This is a genomic window from Paraburkholderia flagellata, assembly GCF_021390645.1.
Taxonomy (GTDB): Bacteria; Pseudomonadota; Gammaproteobacteria; order Burkholderiales; family Burkholderiaceae; genus Paraburkholderia; species Paraburkholderia flagellata.
The window spans coordinates 317,651-336,449 of record NZ_JAJEJT010000003.1; the positions used below are offsets into that span (position 1 = coordinate 317,651).

Here is an 18,799-nt window from a genome sequence, read left to right on the forward strand (position 1 = left end):
AAACCGGACATCCGAACGCCATGAGACGTCTTCCTCCGCTCAACGCACTTCAGGTATTTGAAGTGGTTGCCCGCCATCGCAGCTTCACGCGCGCTGCGGAACATCTGTGTATCACGCAGGGGGCGGTAAGCCGGCAGGTCCTCAGCCTGGAGGACTACTACAAGTTTCCCCTCTTCATAAGAGGCAAGAAGGGGCTGACCTTGACGGCCGATGGCGAGATGCTGCTACCCGTCGTGAGGGAGGGACTCGCGCGTATCGAAGACATCTCGCTGCGCCTGACGCGGCAGCGCACGGATCTCGCCATGAAGGTGCCGACCTGCATCATGCGCTGGATGTTGCCGAAAATCACGCGGTTTCAGGGAGAGCACCCCGACTTGCTGGTGCAGATCACGACAACCTGGCAGCATGACGTCGACTTTCAGGTCGAGCCGTTCGATGCCGCGATCATTTACGGTTCATCGCCGGGCGTCGATGTTCACGCGGTGCCGCTCTTCGATGAGCAGATTACGCCCGTCTGCGCGCCGGAGCTGCTGAACAGCAAGCCGCTCGCGCAGTTTGCCGATCTCTCGCATTTCACGCTGCTCCATCCGACGCGAGACCATCGGGACTGGAAACAATGGCTCGGCGAGGTCGGCGCGACGCAGGTGGACGCGAACATCGGACCGAGTTTCGAAACACTCGATCTGGCGACAAACGCGGCGATGCAGGGCTTCGGTATCGCCATCGGCGATCGGACGCTGGTTGATGACGACCTCGCGGCGAGGCGCCTTGTCATGCCGTTCGACAAGGTGATCGAAACGGGGGCTCGCTATTACTTTGTCTATCCCGAGTGCGTGGCACATCAACCCAAAGTGAAGCTCTTCAGCGAGTGGATCGCACTAAATCGCCAACAAGAGCGGATGATTGCGCCGGTAGCGCAGACCCGCTGAAATGGTCGTGCCGTGCACGCTTCACCCGACAATGACTGTAAGTTGCAGCGATGCGACCCTCGAGCTTGCGCAGGGAATGTCTCAATCTGGCGTCACGCTGCTCGGGGGCGTGAACGGGTACAGCCGGCGCTCAGTGGCGCGATGCTCGCTCACCAAAGCGCGGGACTTCCGATCGCGGTTCGATCTCCGCCGGCTGACCAGGTTGACGCCGTTCGGAAGCTTCGCGGTCGAGGCGCCTGCTGTCCATGGTCGTTCGCCGCTCCCTGGTGAGCACTCGGTGTAGCCTGGACTTGATCATGGTCCTTCTCCTTTTCGTTCGCGTGGACAAGGTCAGGGTACAGGCACAAACCACTGGAGCGCAATCCCTTTAAGGCGTCGCTACTGCCTCTGTTGCTCAAGCGACCTGTGCGGCAAGAGGGATTGTTTCGATACCGCGCCCAAGCGTGACGTTATGCCGTAAAGCAGAAGACAGACCTAAAAGCGGTCGATCATCCCGAACTGGACGCCTCTCACAGAAGCACCCGGCCAGGAAGGTGTGAGCCCGGTCACGTTCACGCCTCTGAGTGTGAATTCAGCTTGCCCACGATTTCGAAGCCAGCCGGCGCTCGCATAGAGCAGGACGCGCCTGGAGAGATCGTATTCGCAAGCCGCACTAAACTGATCGGCGTCGTTGTCACCTCCCGACTGGTCGCGCAGCCAGGTGTATCCGACTGACGCCCGAAGGCGCGCGTTGACTGCGTAGCGGGCTGACGCGGACACGCCGTCGTTCTGATAGCGCGGCGTCCCGCCGTCTCCGTTGAACCAGGAAAGGAATCCGGTAACCGGACCCCACTCGTACGAGATCCCACCAAGGTTCGCGCGTAGTGCGCCGCTACCGTGGGTTTGCTGATGGGCGTACGAGAGGCGCAGTGGGCCGTTGTGCCACGAGAATGTTTCGATGTGGCCTGCAAGCCCGTTGCCGTCGCCGTCTTGTGCATCGCGCAGCGACACCATGATGCTGGTGGAAAAGCCGTGCACTTCAGGCGAAAGATACGTGAGTGCGTTGCTTTCGTAGGGCGTGATCTTGGAGAGATTGTTCAGACCTGAGGCGATGGTGCCGGCGCCGAACGCGTCGAGTTGACCCTTAAATGGAATGTATATTGGGGAATACTGACGGCCCATGCGCAGCGTCCCATAAGCCGTGCCCACGCCGATCCACGCCTGGCGGTTGAACAACGTGTTCGCGACCGCATAGGTGCCATCCGTTGAACCGAAACCGTTTTCAAGGTCGAACAGAATCTTTACGCCGTTGCCGATACCCTCGGCGCCGCGCAAGCCAATTCGCGAGCCGCGATATGCACCGGAATCCATGCGGGCGACGTAACCCGCGCCAGGGTTCGTGAGTTCGATGCTCGTGTCGAGTGAGCCGTAAAGTGTCACAGCGCTTTGCGCGTGGGCAGGTGAGGTGTAAGCAACGATTGCCGTCGCGGCGACACACGCGCGCAGGACGAGACGCCTGCCACTCGTGCCACTCGCGGGCCGGCAATGTGTCCCGCCGCCGGATGCGGGGTCGTGGCACTGATGAGCGCGTCGTAACGCGCAGAATACGAGGGAGGAACGACTCATTCGGAATGGAGGAAACGAGCGCGCAGGCAACCCTGCGATCGCGCCGTTGCGATTCGCACGGTTGCGAGAAGCCCCAGAAAAAGAGAGGGGGAGGCATACCGGTAACCCGTATGCCTCCCCCGAGGGAACGTGAGAATTCGACGCTTACGGGTGGCCGGGCAACGCGTAGGCAATCACGTAATCGCCACGATCCGGCGACTGGCGCGCGCCGCCCGCCGAAATGACGATGTACTGCTTGCCGTCGATGGCGTAGCTCATCGGCGTGCCCTGGCTACCCACCGGCAGACGCGCCTTCCACTCTTCCTTGCCCGTCGAACTGTCGAACGCGCGCAGGTAATAGTCCTGCGTTGCCGCGAAGAACACGAGGCCGCCGGCGGTCGTGAGCGAGCCGCCGATTGTCGGCATGCCTATCGGTGTGGGCATGTGCATCTGCACGCCATAGAGGCGCGTGTCCTTCACCGTGCCGAGCGGCACTTGCCATGCGATGCTGCGTGTTTTCAGGTCGACGGCCGTGAGGCTGCCGAAAGGCGGCTTCTGACAAGGGATGCCGAGCGGCGAGAAGAAGCGGTCCTTGAGCACCGAGTACGGCGTGCCGCCGAGCGGCACGGCGCCCATGCCCGCATTCACCGCTTCGTTGCCGTCCGACGTGCCGCTACGGTTCTTTTCCTTTTCGAGGTGGACCCAGAGACCGAGGCGCATGTCGTTCACGTAGATCATGTCCGAGTTCGGGTCATACGAGAGCCCGCCCCAGTTCATGCCGCCGAGCGAGCCAGGGAAGCTGAGCGAGCGGTCGGTGTCCGGCGCAGTGAAGAGGCCGTCGTAGCGGATGCCACGGAAGATCACGCGGCACATCAGCTGGTCGATGGGCGTCACGCCCCACATGTCCGAATCCTTGAGCACGTCGGCGCCGATCTGCGGCATGCCCACGGAGAGCGGCTGCGTCTTCGCGTACGGTTCGTTCGGAATCGTCGCGGACTTGACCGGGTGTTCGACGACCTTCGTGAGCGGCTTGCCGGTGAGGCGGTCGAGCACGAACAGCTGCCCCATCTTCGTACCGACGATCAGCGCTGGCACGCGCTTGCCGTCCTGCATCGGGAAGTCGATGAGCGTCGGCTGCATCGGTACGTCATAGTCCCAGAGGTCGTGGTGGACAGTCTGGAAATGCCACTTCTCGGTGCCCGTGGTGGCATCGAGCGCGAGGATCGATGCGCCGTACTTCTCGTCGAGCGCGGTGCGCTTCACGCCCCACAGATCGATGGCCGCATTGCCCACCGGCATGTAGACCGTGTTCGACGTCGCGTCGTAGGTCATCGGCGCCCACACGTTCGGCGTCGAGCGCGTGAAGGTCTTGCCTTGCGCCGGCGCCGCATGGTCGTCCGGATTGCCCGGATCGAACGCCCACTTCATCTTGCCGGTCATCACGTCGAAGCCCCGGATCACGCCGCCGGGCATGTCGAGCGTGACATTGTCGGCAACGCGCCCGCCCGTGACCACGGTCGTGCCCGCGACGGTCGGCGCCGAGGTGAGCTGGTACAGCGGGCTCTTCGCGTTGCCGAGTCCCGCCTTCAGGTCGATGATGCCGTGGTCGCCGAAATCGTCGCAAAGCTTGCCCGTGTCGGCGTCGAGTGCAATGAGCTTCGCATCGATCGTGTTCATGAAGATGCGGCGGCGGCAAATTGCCTGCTGCGCCGGATCGGCCAGGGCGGCGATCGGCGAAACCGGCGTCGAACCAACGGCGGTCGGCTGCACGAGCGGCTTCGTTGCGTCGAAGTACGCAAGGCCACGGCAGCGCACCCACACCGTGGTTTTGGTCGGAAACGCGTGGCGCCACTTCTCGGTGCCGGTTGCGGCGTCCACGGCAATCACCGTGTTGTGCGGCGAGCACAGGAACAGCGTCTTGCCGACTTGCAGCGGCGTTTCCTGGTCTTCCGAGCCGCCGCCGTCCGGGCTCATCGGCGTGTCGCCGGTGTGGAAAGTCCACGCGACCTGGAGGTTCTTCACGTTGTCGCGATTGATCTGCGTGGCGCCCGCGAAACGGTCGCCGCCGGCCGAGTGGCCGTAGGCGGTCCAGTCCTCGGTGCCGGCGTTGCTGGCTGCGGCCGTGGGCGCTTCGGTGCCGAACTTGCCGTGCGGCACGAACATGCCGTAGACGAACGCGGCGTTGCAGACGAACAGCACGGCGGCCAGAGCCCACGCAGCGCCGCGTGCGGGCGCTTTGCCTTCGCCGTGGCGCAGCACGGGCCAGAACGGCGCGAGCAGCATGCCGATCATCGAGAACATGAAGATGCGCGTGTTGAGCGGCCAGAAGTCGAAGCCGGCTTCCCACACGGCCCACAGCGCCGTGGCGATCAGCATCACGAGGTAGATGACGAACGCACTGGAGCGGCGCCGCGCGAGTTGCACGCCGGTCGCGCAGAGCGCGAGACCCGCCAGCAGGTAATACCAGCTACCGCCGCGCGCGATCAGCATGCCGCCGCCGATGGTGAAGTAGAGCCCCAGAAGCAGGCCGACCAGTCCTGCCAGGGTGAGACCCATCCGGGTCAAGGGAGAGATGGGTTCCGTGTTGGATTGCTTGGACATTTGTCTTTTCGTTGTTACGCCGGATTGGCTTCGAAGGCGAGAGGAGGGCGCAGTGCGTACGCCTCCCGCGCCTTTCCCATTGCGCCTGCGACGAAGCGCCGCCTGTTCGTGCAGGCGGGTAATGGTCTAAAATTAACCAGATAGTACATTTTAAGATCAAATCGAAAACTCTGCCCGCAAACTTGCAGCGGTTTGCGTCGGTTGTGGGCGGCGGCAGATCGGGCGCGGTCGAGTCCTGTTTTTTACAGTGCGGCAACAGCAATCGGGGAAATTAAATAGATTTTCATTTGCCGGACAGCTATTCATTACATGCCACTCAGTAAGCTGAAGCATTCAGAGGAAATCATTCGAATCCCTATTGCTTGCTGGATGGAAACATGAGAGCGCATTCACGTACCGCCGTTGCTTTCGCCGCGATGTTCTGGAGCCTTTCGGCGCTCGCTGCACCTCGGCTTACTCAGCAGCAGTGCCATTCATATCCCTTTCAGCGGGTCGCCGGCACCGTCACACACGCGCAATTGATGGGCGAACTGGGGGAACTGGAGGACCGAGGCTACCGCCCCGGCTCTGACGATGGGATCTACCCGGCCGATCTGAACGCCGCACAAAAGCAACTCGGCGACGACTATCGCGCGGATTGCATGCACAGAAAGCCCGCGACCTGAGCACGCCGTGCCGAACCTGAAGCGGGCGCATGAGTTGGCGGCCGGTGGCCTTGCGGGCACAATCAGAAGGCGATCGCTAGCCCGCACATCGCCACGAACTGATTGGGCGTCGAAGACGGCGTGGTGTTCTGCGAGTCCCCAACAATCGGTCGCGCGGCGATGATGTCGCCGCTTCCACCGGCTCCGAGCGTGTAGCCGGAGGCATGCTGATAAGCCTGGAGCGCGTACACCGTGGTCCGTTTGGACAGGTGGTACATCTCCTTCAGTGAAACCTGCTGATAACGCGCGGCGTCGTCGATTCCATTCGCGGAAGAGGCCCGTGTGTAGCTGTACCCAGCCGACACTTCCAAAGGAACGCTGACTCTATAGCTTGCCAACGCGCCATAGGTGTTGAAGACCGCGGCGTCGTTGAAAAGCGCGTGGCTGTCCGGCCGGTAGATCACATTCGAATAGTTGAGGCCAAGTACGAGCCTGCCTGTCGTATAGTTCATCGCGGCCGCAACCTGCTGGACCTGGCGTGCGGAAAGATAGCCGTTGTTCAGCTCCGAGTGCGGGAATTGCGCGCTTGCATTGGGATCGAAGCCGCCCGCGTAGTCGGTGTTGTACATACTCAGATACCCGGCGGCGATCGAAAGCGGACCCCCGTCGTAGCGCAGGGCTGCGCTGAATAGACTGCCGCGTTGCAGGCTGCCCGCGACCCCGCCGATGCCATACTGCGCGCTCGCGCGCAAACCATGGAAGGCCGGCGACGTGTAAACCACGGAATTGTTCGCGCGTATGTCCGTGTCGAATCCGTCGATGTCGCCCGGATGCGCACCGGTTGCCCCGCTTAGCCAGCTTACGGGTCCGAGCGTGCCAACGAGCATGTAGTACGGGGTGTACTGACGACCAAGGGTCAGCGTTCCCCATCGTGCGTCCTGCAAGCCGACAAAGGCGTAGCGGTTAAAGGCCAGCCCGGTGGTTTGCTGGGCACCGGTTCCGGGATCGAAACCCTCCTGCAAATCGAATACTGCGCTCAAGGTCGAACCCAGAACCTCCGTTCCCTTCAGTCCGAATTTGGACGCATAGAGATTGCCTTGCCGCATATAAACGTTCGAACTGCCTTTCTGATTGTTCGACCAGGTTATTGCTTCATCGACATTTCCGTAAAGCATCACGCTTTCTTGCGAAAATGCTGATTGGACCGAAAACGCCGCGCCAATCAGAGCCGCCCCAAGCCCAAGGGGATATTTGAAATCCAAAGTCATTTTCATCCAGTGTCATTATTCGCGACGACGGACGCGACGTGGACTCGCGCGTCTAGGCGCGCATGATTTGGCCCGAATAATGAGCACTCCACCGCGGTCCGTTATCGGCGCGGGATTTTAACTGAATGGTTAGTTTTAAGGGCCGGCGACAGCAGCCACCCCCACGGGCGAGGCCGATGTTACGTTGACGAGGCACCAACGGCGCTACCGAAACGCCTGGAACTGTCCGCTCATCATTTGCAGCATCTTGTTCGCGGCGACCGAGAGCCTGCGACCGGCGCGGGTGACGAGATGCGCTTGCGCGTTCTCGAGGATCGCTTGCGCGATCCTCACCGCGAATACCTCCTTCGCCCGCAACGCGGTTTCAAGTCCGTGAAACCCGCATGCGCGTCCTAAGCCAGCAGGGCTGGCTCAGGACGCCGTCAGTGCTTGTGATCGAAGCGGCGAGTGAAAAACTCGCCCGCCAACTGGATAACTGAGACGAGCGCGACCAGTATGAAGATCACGACGACCATCACCTGGGTTTCGTAGCGCTCGTACCCGTAGCGAATCGCCATGTCGCCAAGGCCTCCGCCGCCGACGGCGCCAGCCATCGCCGACATGTCGATCATCGCGATTGCAGTTACCGTGACGCCGCCGAGAATGCCGGGCAGCGCTTCAGGCAAGAGCACGTGACGCACGATCTGGAGTCGTTTGCAGCCCATCGCGCGCGCGGCCTCGATCAGCCCCGGCTCTACACCGCCGAGATTGACCTGGACGACCCGCGCAAAGAACGGGATCAGGTTCGCGCTCAACGGTACGACGGCCGCCCACGCGCCCAGCGTCGTACCGACGATCAAGCGCGTGACGGGCAGCAGCGCGACCAGCAGGATGATGAAGGGGATCGCACGAAACATGTTGATCGCCGTCGAGAGCGTTTTGTGCAGTAAGGGCCGCGGATAAAGACCGCCTGGCGCGCTCAGTGTGAGCACGATCGCGAGCAGCATGCCAGCGACAATCGCGATCAGCATGGACGCGCCCACCATCAGCAGGGTCTGGAGCAGCGCCTGAATGTAGCGGTCAGCCAGGGTCGGCGACATAACCTTTCACCTCATGTGGCAACATGTTCAGGTACGCCAGGAATCAGAATGCGGGTATCACGGAACCATTGAAGTGCGTCTGGATAAAGTGCCTGACTTCCTCGGACTGGTAAGCTTTGACGAGCTTCGGCACCCACGATGCGTTGCGGTCCTGCTCGCGCACCGCGATGACGTTCACGTACGGGTTGTGTTCCTTGCGCTCGACAGCGATGCCGTCGCGCGTTGCGTAGAGTCCCGCCTCGGACGCCACGTTATTGACGATGGCCGCTGCGTCGACGTCGGGCAGTGAACGCGCCTGGACGAGCGGGTCGGCCTCGACGAAATTCAGCTTGCGTGGGTTGGTGCGCACGTCCTGCAGCGAAACCGTGCCAGCATAGGGATCGACGCCATCGCGCAACGTAATGAGTTTGTGATCGCGCAGGATCACGAGTGCCCGGGTCTGGTTGCTCGGGTCGGCAGGAATGCTGACCGTTGCGCCGACAGGCAGCGCTTCGAGCGACTTGTATTTCTTCGAGTAAAAGCCGATGGGCGAAATATACGTGTCGCCGACCGCCACGAGCTTGTAGCCGCGCGATTTGACCTGATCGCGCAAATACGGAATGTGCTGGAAGGAATTGGCGTTCAGATCGCCATTGTTGAGCGCCTCATTCGGGCTCGCGGTGCCGCTGATCACGATTGCCTCAACGTCGAGTCCGTCCTTCTTCGCTACCCGTGTGACGACTTCCCATATCTGCTCATCGACGCCGCCGGCCACGCCCACCTTGAGTGGCGTCGGTGCGCCGGCAGCGAACGCGGGACCGCTGACAAACGGCAGTACGAGCACAAGGGCAATGAGAATGCGCAGGGTTCGTCGAATCATGAAGATGGCTCCGGGATGAAAGGATGAGCTGATATGCCCGGAAATTATAGGAATGTAGATCTGTATCGCACTACGATTAGATTATCGAAAGCTAATGACACACGCGGTGCCGTGTAAGTGGGCGAGCCGGGCATGCCGGTAGTGCGTGCGGGGGACGCATAGGGACTTTGCGCGAGGTACTCCATGGCGATGCATCTGTTGCAGCGTGCTCACCAGTATTGTGGCCAGTGTTGTGAGCAGGTTGGCGAACGCCGTCAAAACAAATGGATATAGCAACTATGTAAACGACCGCTACGTCAAAGTGTGACGCCCGGCCGCACTGGCAACCGCCTGACACCCCTATACTTACTGACTGTAATCTTGATGGTGCGTATGTGGAGGTCGCAATGTATAAGGCAGCTGAAAACGAAGTTCACTGGGAATCACTGAAAGCAATCGCGAGAGAGGAACTCGGGATAAGCACCCTCACGGAGTCAGGCAAGATCTCAACGGACGTTCGGCTGGTGCGGATTGCCGCGCTTGCCAGTGCGTTCGAGCGGGCTTACGACTTAGGGTTATTGATGGGGCACATGGTAGCGAGGGCAGAGCAGGGGAAGGCCATGGCGTCGAAATCGAGGTGTCGCGCGGAACAGGAGTGGGTGCGTGCCTCTGCTGACGACCTGATGAGCACCCGTTCGCACTCTCACTGAAAGCCGGAGCGAATCGTGATCGATAGAACCCCGAATCATCCTTGCTGGCCGGCACTTGTTGCGATAGCCAACCAGCACCTCGAAATCAGCAACCTCGAAGAATCCGGGCGAAAGCTCACGGATATCCGTTTCCTGCGGGTGCCGGATCTCGCTGATGCCCTCGAGCAAGCCTACCAGTTGGGGCTTAACGTGGGCTACAACGCGGAACCTGAATAGGCGCTGGGCCCCTCCTGAAGGGCAACCCGACACAATGGGAACTGCTGCTCGGGATTGCGAAGTGCCACGTCAGTACATTCCAAAGCAATGCAGACGAAAAGATCGATACGAGCATTGGAACCGCGGGCTAACCGTCGGCGCTTTGTCGTCCTCGGCCAACCCGCGACGGCAGTACGGCACGTCTGGGCGTACGACTTCGTGTCCGACGCGTGTGTCAATGGCCTGTAGTTGAAGCGGTCAGTCAAGAAACACTTGCGCCCGTGAAAATGTCGTGCTAATTTTTCATGAAATTTAGCCGAATAATTTCACGGATGCCGCCATGTTCGTCGAGTCGACCCAGCATGTGGAGAGCTACTACGCCCGCACCTTGCCTGGTCAGGTGCCCGCGCGTCCGGCATTGGCAGGCGAGTGCGATGCCGATGTCCTGATCGTCGGGGCCGGTTTCAGCGGACTGCACACGGCGTTGCGTCTCGCGCTCGCGGGCCAGCGGGTGGTTGTCGTTGAGGCAAGCCGCGTGGCGTGGGCCGCGTCAGGGCGAAACGGCGGGCAGGCGCTGCTCGGCTGGTCGTGCGATATGGGGCCGCTCGAACAGTCGCTGGGGCGCGATGGCGCGCGCGAACTGTGGGAGAGCATGCGCTGGGCGGCGCGCGAGGTGCACGAGCTACCCGCGCGTCACGGTTTCGACGCCGATTACCGGCCCGGCAGCCTGTGGACCGCCGTCAAGCGCGGCCGCGTCGCGTCGCTGGAAAAGGCACGCGACGAAGCAGCGCACAAGTGGGGCTATGATGCGCTGCGCATCATCCGCGAGCAGGAGATGCCCGAATGGGTGGGCAGCCCGCGCTATCTCGCCGCGCTCTACGATCCCGAGGCCGGCCACGTCAATCCGCTCAAGCTCGCGCTCGGCCTTGCCGCCGCCATCGAGCGTGCGGGCGGGCGCATCTTCGAACAGACCCGGGTGCTGAGTTGGAGCGAAACGTCGACGGGTTTCATCGCGACTACGCCTGCTGGCCTGATCCGCGCGAATACGCTCGTGCTCGCCTGCAACGCCTATATCGACCACCTCGACCGCGAACTCGCGCGCCGCGTCCTGCCGGTCGGCACGTATCAGGTGGCGACCGTGCCGCTCGACCCGCAACTGGCGCATACGCTTCTGCCGCGTAACAGTTGTGTGATCGACAACCAGTTCGTGCCCGACTATTTCCGGTTGAGTCCCGACCATCGGCTGCTGTTCGGTGGCGCGTGCACTTATCTCGGTGGCATCCCCAAAGACATTCGCGCCGCGATCCGGCCGAGCCTCGAACGCGTTTTCCCGCAACTGCGCGGCGTCGAACTCGAATACGCATGGGGCGGCCATATCGACATCAGCATCCGGCGCACGCCCGATGTAGGTCACGCGCGCGGGCGCTACTGGCTGCAGGGTTTCTCGGGGCACGGGGTGCTGCCGACGCTGGCCGCGGCGCGCGCGGTGTCCGATGCGATCCTCGGCGATACGCGCTTGCTCTCGCTCTACGAGGACATCCATAATCCACGTTTCCCCGGCGGCGACGCGCTGGCCGCGCCGCTCGAAGCGCTCGGCAAGCTGTGGTATCGCATGCGCGACGTGGTTTGATTGAGGTATCCGGTATGGACAGGGACGAAGAGATAGAAGGCCTCGCGATTCTCATTCGCGATCTGCGCAAGCACAAGAAGGTGACGCTGACCGAACTCGCGCAGCGGATCGGCCGCTCGGTGGGCTTTCTCTCACAGGTCGAGCGCGGCCTGTCGCGGCCCACCGTCGCCGATCTCACCGCCATCGGCGAGGCGCTGCAGACGCCCACCACGTACTTCTACAGCGTGAGCAAGCCGCGCGCACTGCCGTGGGTCACGCGCCCCAGTGAGCGGCGCACGCTCTATTACGGCGGCGGCATCACCGACGTGCTCGTCTCGCCGAGTATGTCTTCGGGCTTCTCGATGCTGGAGAGCCTGCTGGAGCCGGGCGCTACGAGCGGCGAACGCCCCGTGGACGACAGCGACGAGCAGGGTGGCTTCGTGCTCGAAGGCGAACTTACCATCTGGCTCGATGGCGAGAACGAAGCGGTCACGCTCAAGGCCGGCGACAGCTTTCAACTGCCGGCGCGCTGCCGCTTCAGTTACGCGAATCGCTCGGACGAGGCCGCACGCGTGCTTTGGGTGTACACCTGACGCCTGGAGCGACGCAGGCCTGATATGAAGGCGCGTGCGTTGCTGGCACGCGTGCCGCCATTATGATTTGGATTCCAAATTAACTAGCAGGTCCACCATCTCTCGCTAACGAGGAACCCGAAGTGAGTGCCATCGCAACTGACCTCCTGAGCGAAGTACGCGCCTTTCGCGCGGCTCATCCCGATGTGCAATACGTCGACCTGATTTCCCTCGATATTCCGGGGCATTTCTACGGCAAGCGCTATCCCATCGCCATGCTAGAGAAGGTGGCTGCCGGCACGCTGCTCAAGGTGCCGCAAAACTGCATCCTGCTTGGTGCGCAAGGCGGGCTGTATTCGATCGGTGAATACTGCTTCCACGACGGCGACCCCGACGTGCCACGCCGCCTCGTGCCCGGCACGCTCAAGCCGGTGCGCTGGGAGCGTCAGCCGCTCGCGCAGATGCTGATGACCTCGGACGGCACAGCGACGCCCATTGGGTTCGAGCCGCGCCAGGTGCTCGCGCGCGTGCTCGATCGCTTCACGCGGCGCGGCCTCAAGCCGGTGGTCGCGTTCGAGCTGGAGTTCTATCTGTTCGATGCGAAGCTGCACGAAGGTCTGCCGCAGCATGCGCGTGATCCGCTATGCGAGGATGAAGACGATCAGCCGAACATGCATATCGAGCGCCTATCGCGTTTCGCGCCCGTGCTGCACGAGATGGTCGAGTCCGCACGCGAGCAGGGTGTGGATGCGACCGTCATCACCGCCGAACTCGGGCCGGGGCAGTTCGAAATCAATTTTGGCCATTGCGATGACGCGCTGCGCGCAGCGGACTGGTCCGCGCTCTTTTGCCGAAGCACTCGCGGTGTGGCGCTGCGCCACGGTTATCGCGCGAGCTTCATGTCGAAGCCGCTGCTCGACGTCCCGGGCAGCGGCATGCACGTGCATGTGAGCCTCTACGACGAGGCGGGCCGCAACGTGCTAGCGGCACGCGAGCGGCGCGCGCTGCGTCATGCGGTGGCGGGTTGCCTCGCGTTGCTCCCGCATTGCATGCCCGTCTTCGCGCCCAATCACAACGCGTTCCGGCGCTATGGCGCGATGGTCAACGCGGCGAGCCGGGCGAGCTGGGGTTTCGAGGACCGCGATGCCTGCATCCGCATTCCCGAGTCCGACGAAGCAAATCTACGCATTGAACACCGGCTCGCGGGGGCGGACGCCAACCCGTATCTCGTGCTCGCGGCCATCCTCGCCGGAATCGAGCAGGGCCTGGAAGCGGGCCGCGAACCGATTGCGCCGCTCAACGACGACCGCGCGAGCGGCATCGATTTTCCGGGCGACATGCTCTCGGCGGTGGCCGCCATGCGCCGGCATGCCGGGGTGCGCGAGGGGCTCGGCGACGACTTCACCATGGTTTATTGCGAAAATAAACGGCAGGATCACCTTGATTTTATGAACGCGATCGGGGCACGAGAATATCGCTGGTTTTTGTAACGTGACCTGAACTTTAGACTCTCGAGCGCCACACGCGACGGCGCTCGAAACAAGGTCGAGACGCAACGAACGATGTTGTCGCCGACGCAGCTTTAATCTGGATGCCGAAATGAAAATATTTCGACGATGCCTCGTCTCACAGGCGGACTAGCGTGGGTGCACCCGGTGACGCGTACGAGCGTTACGCGATTCGTGTGCGAAGGAGGCTGGGCACGGTGCGGGGCGGCCCCATCTGTCGCCGCTGGACCGAAAAGGTTTTCTGTGTGTGTCATCGTACAGAGCCGTTTCATGTGATAACGTGCGTACTCAGGGCCAGCATGACGTTTCAGCCGACCACCAGAAGGATGCTCATGGAATTCAACAATGGCGCTGTACTTGAAGCTCTTCGACTTGCTTTGCATCGACAAATTCCGTGGCACAAGCGACCGGCAATATTCACGTGGCTTCGCTCACAGGGTCTGATCCAGACCGTTGACCAGAAACCTCCTCCCAGTGCGAAATATCTCCCGGCGCACCAGATTGCTATCCTGACCGACAAAGGACAGAAAGAAATCCAGCGCATCGAGGCGTCGAAGCACGTTTCTGGATGGCTGGACGGCGACTACTTCGCAACGTTCCTTGCAGAGATTACGTTTTCCTGACTGCGCAGCGATCGCTTGCCAGCCAGGTGTACCTGGCATGGACTCGGTCGAGTTTTTCTCTCGACAGACAGCATCGGCATGCTAATTATTCCGATGTGACATCGCCTTACACCATCGGGGCACTCCCGGCCGACCGGCACACGCGGGTTCCATTTACCCAGTTGAACCGCATCCATTCAAGGCCGCTTGCCTGACCTCCAGGCCGAGACGCTGCATCCATAGCGGCCTGTGAACCACCTTGAGAACGCACTCAACGAAGAGAAGCCCAACAGCCTCGCCACATCAGTAAAGGGACGTTCACCAGACTCGACGTAGCGGGTCACGAGTTCGGCCCTGACCTCGTCGACGATCGATAAATAGGTGTGGCCGTGCTCGGCAAGATGCCGGTAGAGCGTCTTACGGTGCATGCCAAGCTTCTGGGCGACGAGCCCAGAATCGCAATCACCAACCTGCAGCATGGCAAACACGAGTTCCCGGACCTTCTCCGGCACGCTCGCGTTTGACTGTGCCAGCTTCGCATTGAGAAATTCCCGCGCGTATGACGCGAGCAACGGATCGTACGAAGAGATCGGCGTATCCAGGACGGCACTCGTGAGCACGATGCCATCGAAGTCCCTGCCGAAATCGACAGGCACGCCGAATATGCGCCGGTGTGCAGCAAGGCTGCGTGGCGCCCGATGGGAAAAGCAGATGCAGCGAGGCCGCCATTCGCCCCCCAAAAGCGATGCCAGCGTGCGATGCAGGACGCAGACGACCAGTTCGACCGACTGACGAAACGTACCGGGCCCTGCATTGAGTACCTCCACTATGAGCGTCGCAACGTCTCCAGACTCCAGCACCCGCGCGCCCATTGCCTCGTTTTGCAGACGCACGTAGCGCGAGAACGAATCCAGCGCACGTCGCAGGGTTGGCTCTTCCTGCAGGGCAATGGCCAACGGACCGAGATTGGAGAGCTGCCGCGTCTCTCCCATGCGAAGACCAAAGTCCGATGCACCGCTTTTCGCAGCGGATTCTTCAAGCATGCGCATGACTGGCTCGGCAGGAAGCCGGATGTCCGGATCAAGCAATGCCGCCGCGCTGATGCCCGCCCGGCGCAGCTCCGCGTGGGGATCGAGCCCCACTTCACGTGCAACAGTCACATAGTTAGTCAGGCTTGCGCTTCTCAGCAATGACGGCATAGGGATCTCCACCAGTGCCTCAAAATGTAAAGTATCTCGCCACAAAATGGCAAATTCATCCGCTTCTTTTCGCTGACACTTCGACCACGCCGACGCATGCGGAAGCACGTCGATCAACGAAGGATTCCGAAAGATGGGAAGCCACATGGCACACGCAATTCGAATGCACAAGACGGGCGGCCCTGAGGTCATGCGGTGGGAGCCGATCGACGTCGGCACGCCTCGCCCTGGTCAGGTTTGGCTGCGTCACGCGCTCGCAAGCAAGCTCTTTGGTCACGTCGCGGCCGGCAGGATCAAGATCGAGATCAACCAGCGCTACGAATTGCCAGACGCTGCGCAGGCCCACCGCGATCTCGAGGCGCGCAAGACCACAGGTTCATCGGTTTTCACCGTCTGACGAGGCTTTCATGAGAATCGAGCCGCTTACCTGTTCGATCGGCGCCGAGCTGTTCAACGTGAACCTGGCTCACGCCGTCCACGACGACGGTCTGTTTGCCAGCATCCGTGCGGCGCTGCTCAAGTATCGCGTACTGTTTCTGCGCGGCCAGGACATCACGAGCGCCGAACACGTGGCCTTTGCACGCCGCTTCGGCGAACTCGAGGATCACCCGGTCGCCGGCAGCGATCCTGAGCATCCGGGGCTCGTGCGCATCTACAAGGACCCGAGCCAGCCCAGCCCGCGCTACGAGAACGTCTGGCATACCGATGCCACATGGCGTGAAGCGCCCCCGTTCGGGTGCGTGCTGCGTTGCCGTGAATGCCCGCCGGTCGGCGGCGACACGATGTGGGCCAACATGGTCCTCGCCTACGAGAACCTGCCGGCTCACGTCAAGGAGCAAATTGCCGATCTGCGTGCGCGCCACAGTATTGAGGCGAGCTTCGGGGCTGCGATGTCTATCGAAAGGCGCCTCGCCCTGAAAGCCCAATATCCGGATGCCGAGCACCCGGTCGTGCGCACGCATCCCGAAACGGGCGAAAAGATCCTCTTCGTCAATGCTTTCGCCACGCACTTCACCAATTACCACACGCCGCAGCGCGTTCGCTTCGGACAGGACGCCAATCCGGGCGCCGGACAGTTGCTGGCCTACCTGCTGAGTCAGGCCTATCTGCCGGAGTACCAGGTGCGCTGGCGCTGGACGAAGAACAGTGTGGCGATCTGGGACAACCGCAGTACGCAGCACTATGCGGTCATGGACTACCCGCCCAGCGTTCGCCAGATGGATCGCGCGACGATCGTCGGCAACAGGCCGGTCTGATCCGCAAGGGCGGCGGCATACCCGCGGGCCGATTTCATGGCCCACAGCCATTCGACTTTCCGAAGTAGCCAATCACAAGGGCAGTCTACAAAGGGGACATCATGCTGGAAGAGAAAATTGGCTCGTTTGCCGGACCCGCCGTCCCGGTGCGCACGACCCACTCGCGCATTTATGCGTGGGTGGTGTTCGGATTGATCTTCGGCCTCATGCTCTCCGACTACATGTCGAGACAGGTGCTGAATGCGGTGTTCCCGCAACTAAAGGCCCAGTGGCATCTCACCGACGCGCAGCTCGGCCTGCTCAGCGGCGTGGTCGGCCTGATGGTCGGCTTGCTGGCCTTTCCGGTGGCGCTGATCGCAGACCGCTGGAACCGGACGCGAAGCGTCGTGTTGATGGCGCTCTTCTGGAGCCTCGCTACGCTCGGATGCGGGCTCGCGGAAAACTACGGTCACATGCTGACCGCACGACTGCTCGTCGGGATCGGTGAAGCCGGTTATGGCAGCGTCGGCCTCGCCATCATCCTGAGTGTGTTTCCAGCGTCAATGCGGGCCACTCTCACGGGCGCCTTCACTTCCGCCGGGATGCTCGGCTCGGTGCTTGGCATGGCGGGCGGTGGAGTGATCGCGGCGCGCTTTGGCTGGCGCACCGCCTTCATCGGGATGGCGCTGTTCGGGATCGTGCTTGTCCTTGCGTGCGCCGTGACCGTTACGGAAGCCCGTGTGAAGCACCACGCGCGTCGCAACGAGAGCGGGGCGCGCGGTGTTGCTCAGTCGCTGCCGAAGCTCATCAAATCGCTGTTCTGCACGCCAACGCTGGTTTTCACGTATGTGGGCAGCGGTCTGCAGCTCTTCACTGCCTACGCCATCATTGCCTGGCTGCCCAGTTACCTCAATCGCTACCACCACATGGCCCCGGCGAAAGCCGCTCTCTCTGCCGCGCTCATGCTGATCGTGAGTGGCGTGGGCATGGCGGTCTGCGGGATCGTCACGGACTGGGTCGCGCGCAAGTCATTGGGCGGCAAGGTCACACTGGCGATCGGCTACTGCCTTGGATCATGCGTACTGCTGATGATTGGCATGCGTATGGACGCGGGCGGCGCCCAGTTCGTTGTCATCGCCGCTGGTGTGTTTCTGGCCGCGGGGACCTGGGGGCCCGCGGGAGCGATGGCGACCAACCTCGTTCATCCCTCGATTCTTTCCACGGCGCTAGCCACTTTGACGCTCGCCAACAACCTGCTCGGCGGCGCGCCCGGGCCCTGGCTGACCGGGGTCCTGGCGGACCGCATTGGTTTGCTTGGCGCCCTGCAACTGATTCCGCTGGTCTCCGTCGCTGCGGCGCTCGCGTTTGCCTGCGCCAAAGTGACCTACGAGCGCGACCTGCGCCGCTTCCAGACAACGTGAGGACCGTAGGGCGAGTGCGCCCCGCCGCTTGAACCATACAGGAGTTTTTGATGACACAGACCAGTACACCTTTCTCCCTCGACGGAAAGATCGCCGTCATTACCGGTGCGGGCCGCGGCATCGGCCGCGCGATTGCGCTGGCGTATGCGCGCGCGGGCGCGTCCGTTGTGTGCAGTGCGCGCAGCGAAGAGGAGATCGTAGAGACCGCCGCGCTGATCCGCGATGGGGGGGGAGCGGCGATCGCGCAGACGGCAGACGTCGCCAACTACACTGACACGGTTGCGCTGTTTCAGCGCGCGACTGATGCATTTGGCGGTATCGATATCGTCGTAGCAAACGCCGGTGTCGCTTCTGATCTGCGCAAGATCGAGGACAGCGATCCGGCAGAGTGGCGCAAAGCAATCGACATCAATCTGAACGGCGCCTATCACACCGCGCACGCGGCCATCCCGCATCTGCGCCGGCGCGGGGCCGGCAAGATCATCATGGTGGGCTCGGGGCAGCGCAACCGCCCGGTGCCCGGCTTCTCCGCCTATTCGTGCTCAAAGAGCGGTCTGTGGATGCTGACCCAGTCGTTGGCCGTGGAACTGCTCGATTACAACATTAGCGTCAACGAACTCATTCCGGGTCCCGTGAAAACCGCCATGACGCGCGACGTCCCGATGCCGGTTGGCGAGTGGGCCAAGCAACCCGAAGACGTGGTGCCGTTGGCCCTGTTCCTCGCCAGCATGCCCGACGGAGGGCCGACGGCACAAAGCTATAGCCTGATGCGGCGCGCGTGAGTCTCACAGGCAATCCAATACTC

Annotated in this window: 17 protein-coding genes and 2 pseudogenes; 12 read left to right on the forward strand and 7 right to left on the reverse strand. The window is 62.1% G+C overall.

Annotated features, from left to right (window positions below):
- The first annotated feature begins 20 nt into the window (after positions 1-20).
- Positions 21-929, forward strand: coding sequence for a LysR substrate-binding domain-containing protein (locus tag L0U83_RS25090; protein ID WP_233886881.1), 909 nt, complete (start codon positions 21-23; stop codon positions 927-929).
- Between the two features lie 474 nt (positions 930-1,403).
- Here L0U83_RS25090 and L0U83_RS25095 read toward each other — a convergent pair whose 3' ends face one another.
- Entirely contained in the window at positions 1,404-2,534 is a 1,131-nt protein-coding gene (locus L0U83_RS25095) for a porin (protein WP_373321108.1), read from the reverse strand.
- Between the two features lie 144 nt (positions 2,535-2,678).
- Positions 2,679-5,114 (reverse strand): membrane-bound PQQ-dependent dehydrogenase, glucose/quinate/shikimate family, encoded by a 2,436-nt coding sequence (locus tag L0U83_RS25100; protein WP_233886882.1) that lies wholly within the window; start codon positions 5,112-5,114, stop codon positions 2,679-2,681.
- A gap of 377 nt (positions 5,115-5,491) precedes the next feature.
- On the opposite strand from L0U83_RS25100, the gene L0U83_RS25105 reads away from it, so the two are divergent.
- Positions 5,492-5,779, forward strand: coding sequence for a DUF4148 domain-containing protein (locus L0U83_RS25105; RefSeq protein WP_233886883.1), 288 nt, complete (start codon positions 5,492-5,494; stop codon positions 5,777-5,779).
- A gap of 62 nt (positions 5,780-5,841) precedes the next feature.
- Here the strand turns inward: L0U83_RS25105 and L0U83_RS25110 are convergent, their stop codons facing one another.
- From L0U83_RS25110 to L0U83_RS25120, 4 genes and pseudogenes are all read right to left on the reverse strand, one after another.
- On the reverse strand, positions 5,842-7,032 hold the full coding sequence (locus L0U83_RS25110; RefSeq protein WP_233886884.1) for a porin: 1,191 nt from the start codon (positions 7,030-7,032) through the stop codon (positions 5,842-5,844).
- A 198-nt stretch (positions 7,033-7,230) separates the two neighbouring features.
- Positions 7,231-7,383 (reverse strand): annotated as a pseudogene (locus tag L0U83_RS40570) (LysR family transcriptional regulator); the annotation flags it as partial.
- 65 nt (positions 7,384-7,448) lie between these two features.
- Positions 7,449-8,105, reverse strand: coding sequence for a methionine ABC transporter permease (locus tag L0U83_RS25115; RefSeq protein ID WP_233886885.1), 657 nt, complete (start codon positions 8,103-8,105; stop codon positions 7,449-7,451).
- Between the two features lie 43 nt (positions 8,106-8,148).
- Positions 8,149-8,964 (reverse strand): MetQ/NlpA family ABC transporter substrate-binding protein, encoded by an 816-nt coding sequence (locus tag L0U83_RS25120; protein ID WP_233886886.1) that lies wholly within the window; start codon positions 8,962-8,964, stop codon positions 8,149-8,151.
- Positions 8,965-9,350: 386 nt separating this feature from the next.
- Here L0U83_RS25120 and L0U83_RS25125 point away from each other — a divergent pair, with 386 nt between their 5' ends.
- The 6 genes from L0U83_RS25125 (at position 9,351) to L0U83_RS25150 (ending at position 14,160) form a co-directional block, all read left to right on the forward strand.
- Positions 9,351-9,653, forward strand: coding sequence for a DUF6900 domain-containing protein (locus L0U83_RS25125; RefSeq protein ID WP_233886887.1), 303 nt, complete (start codon positions 9,351-9,353; stop codon positions 9,651-9,653).
- Positions 9,654-9,668: 15 nt separating this feature from the next.
- On the forward strand, positions 9,669-9,869 hold the full coding sequence (locus tag L0U83_RS25130; protein WP_233886888.1) for a DUF6900 domain-containing protein: 201 nt from the start codon (positions 9,669-9,671) through the stop codon (positions 9,867-9,869).
- 319 nt (positions 9,870-10,188) lie between these two features.
- Positions 10,189-11,478, forward strand: a complete 1,290-nt coding sequence (locus L0U83_RS25135) for an NAD(P)/FAD-dependent oxidoreductase (protein ID WP_233886889.1) — start codon at positions 10,189-10,191, stop codon at positions 11,476-11,478.
- 14 nt (positions 11,479-11,492) lie between these two features.
- Positions 11,493-12,050 (forward strand): helix-turn-helix domain-containing protein, encoded by a 558-nt coding sequence (locus L0U83_RS25140; protein WP_233886890.1) that lies wholly within the window; start codon positions 11,493-11,495, stop codon positions 12,048-12,050.
- A 122-nt stretch (positions 12,051-12,172) separates the two neighbouring features.
- Positions 12,173-13,519: a glutamine synthetase family protein gene (locus L0U83_RS25145; protein WP_233886891.1), complete on the forward strand. Its 1,347-nt coding sequence runs from the start codon at positions 12,173-12,175 to the stop codon at positions 13,517-13,519.
- A 350-nt stretch (positions 13,520-13,869) separates the two neighbouring features.
- A complete protein-coding gene (locus L0U83_RS25150; RefSeq protein WP_233886892.1) occupies positions 13,870-14,160 on the forward strand; it encodes a hypothetical protein in 291 nt (96 codons plus the stop codon).
- A gap of 176 nt (positions 14,161-14,336) precedes the next feature.
- Here the strand turns inward: L0U83_RS25150 and L0U83_RS25155 are convergent, their stop codons facing one another.
- Positions 14,337-15,446 carry an AraC family transcriptional regulator gene (locus L0U83_RS25155; RefSeq protein ID WP_308445086.1) on the reverse strand — a complete coding sequence of 370 codons (1,110 nt, stop codon included), beginning with the start codon at positions 15,444-15,446 and terminating at the stop codon, positions 14,337-14,339.
- Positions 15,447-15,588: 142 nt separating this feature from the next.
- Between L0U83_RS25155 and L0U83_RS25160 the strand changes: the two are divergent.
- From L0U83_RS25160 to L0U83_RS25175, 4 genes and pseudogenes are all read left to right on the forward strand, one after another.
- A pseudogene (locus L0U83_RS25160) lies at positions 15,589-15,735 on the forward strand (zinc-binding dehydrogenase); the annotation flags it as partial.
- 10 nt (positions 15,736-15,745) lie between these two features.
- Complete coding sequence (locus L0U83_RS25165; protein ID WP_233886893.1) at positions 15,746-16,594, forward strand: TauD/TfdA dioxygenase family protein; 849 nt, start codon at positions 15,746-15,748, stop codon at positions 16,592-16,594.
- 101 nt (positions 16,595-16,695) lie between these two features.
- A complete protein-coding gene (locus tag L0U83_RS25170; RefSeq protein ID WP_233886894.1) occupies positions 16,696-17,994 on the forward strand; it encodes an MFS transporter in 1,299 nt (432 codons plus the stop codon).
- 50 nt (positions 17,995-18,044) lie between these two features.
- Positions 18,045-18,776, forward strand: coding sequence for an SDR family NAD(P)-dependent oxidoreductase (locus L0U83_RS25175; protein WP_233886895.1), 732 nt, complete (start codon positions 18,045-18,047; stop codon positions 18,774-18,776).
- The last annotated feature ends 23 nt before the right edge of the window (positions 18,777-18,799 follow it).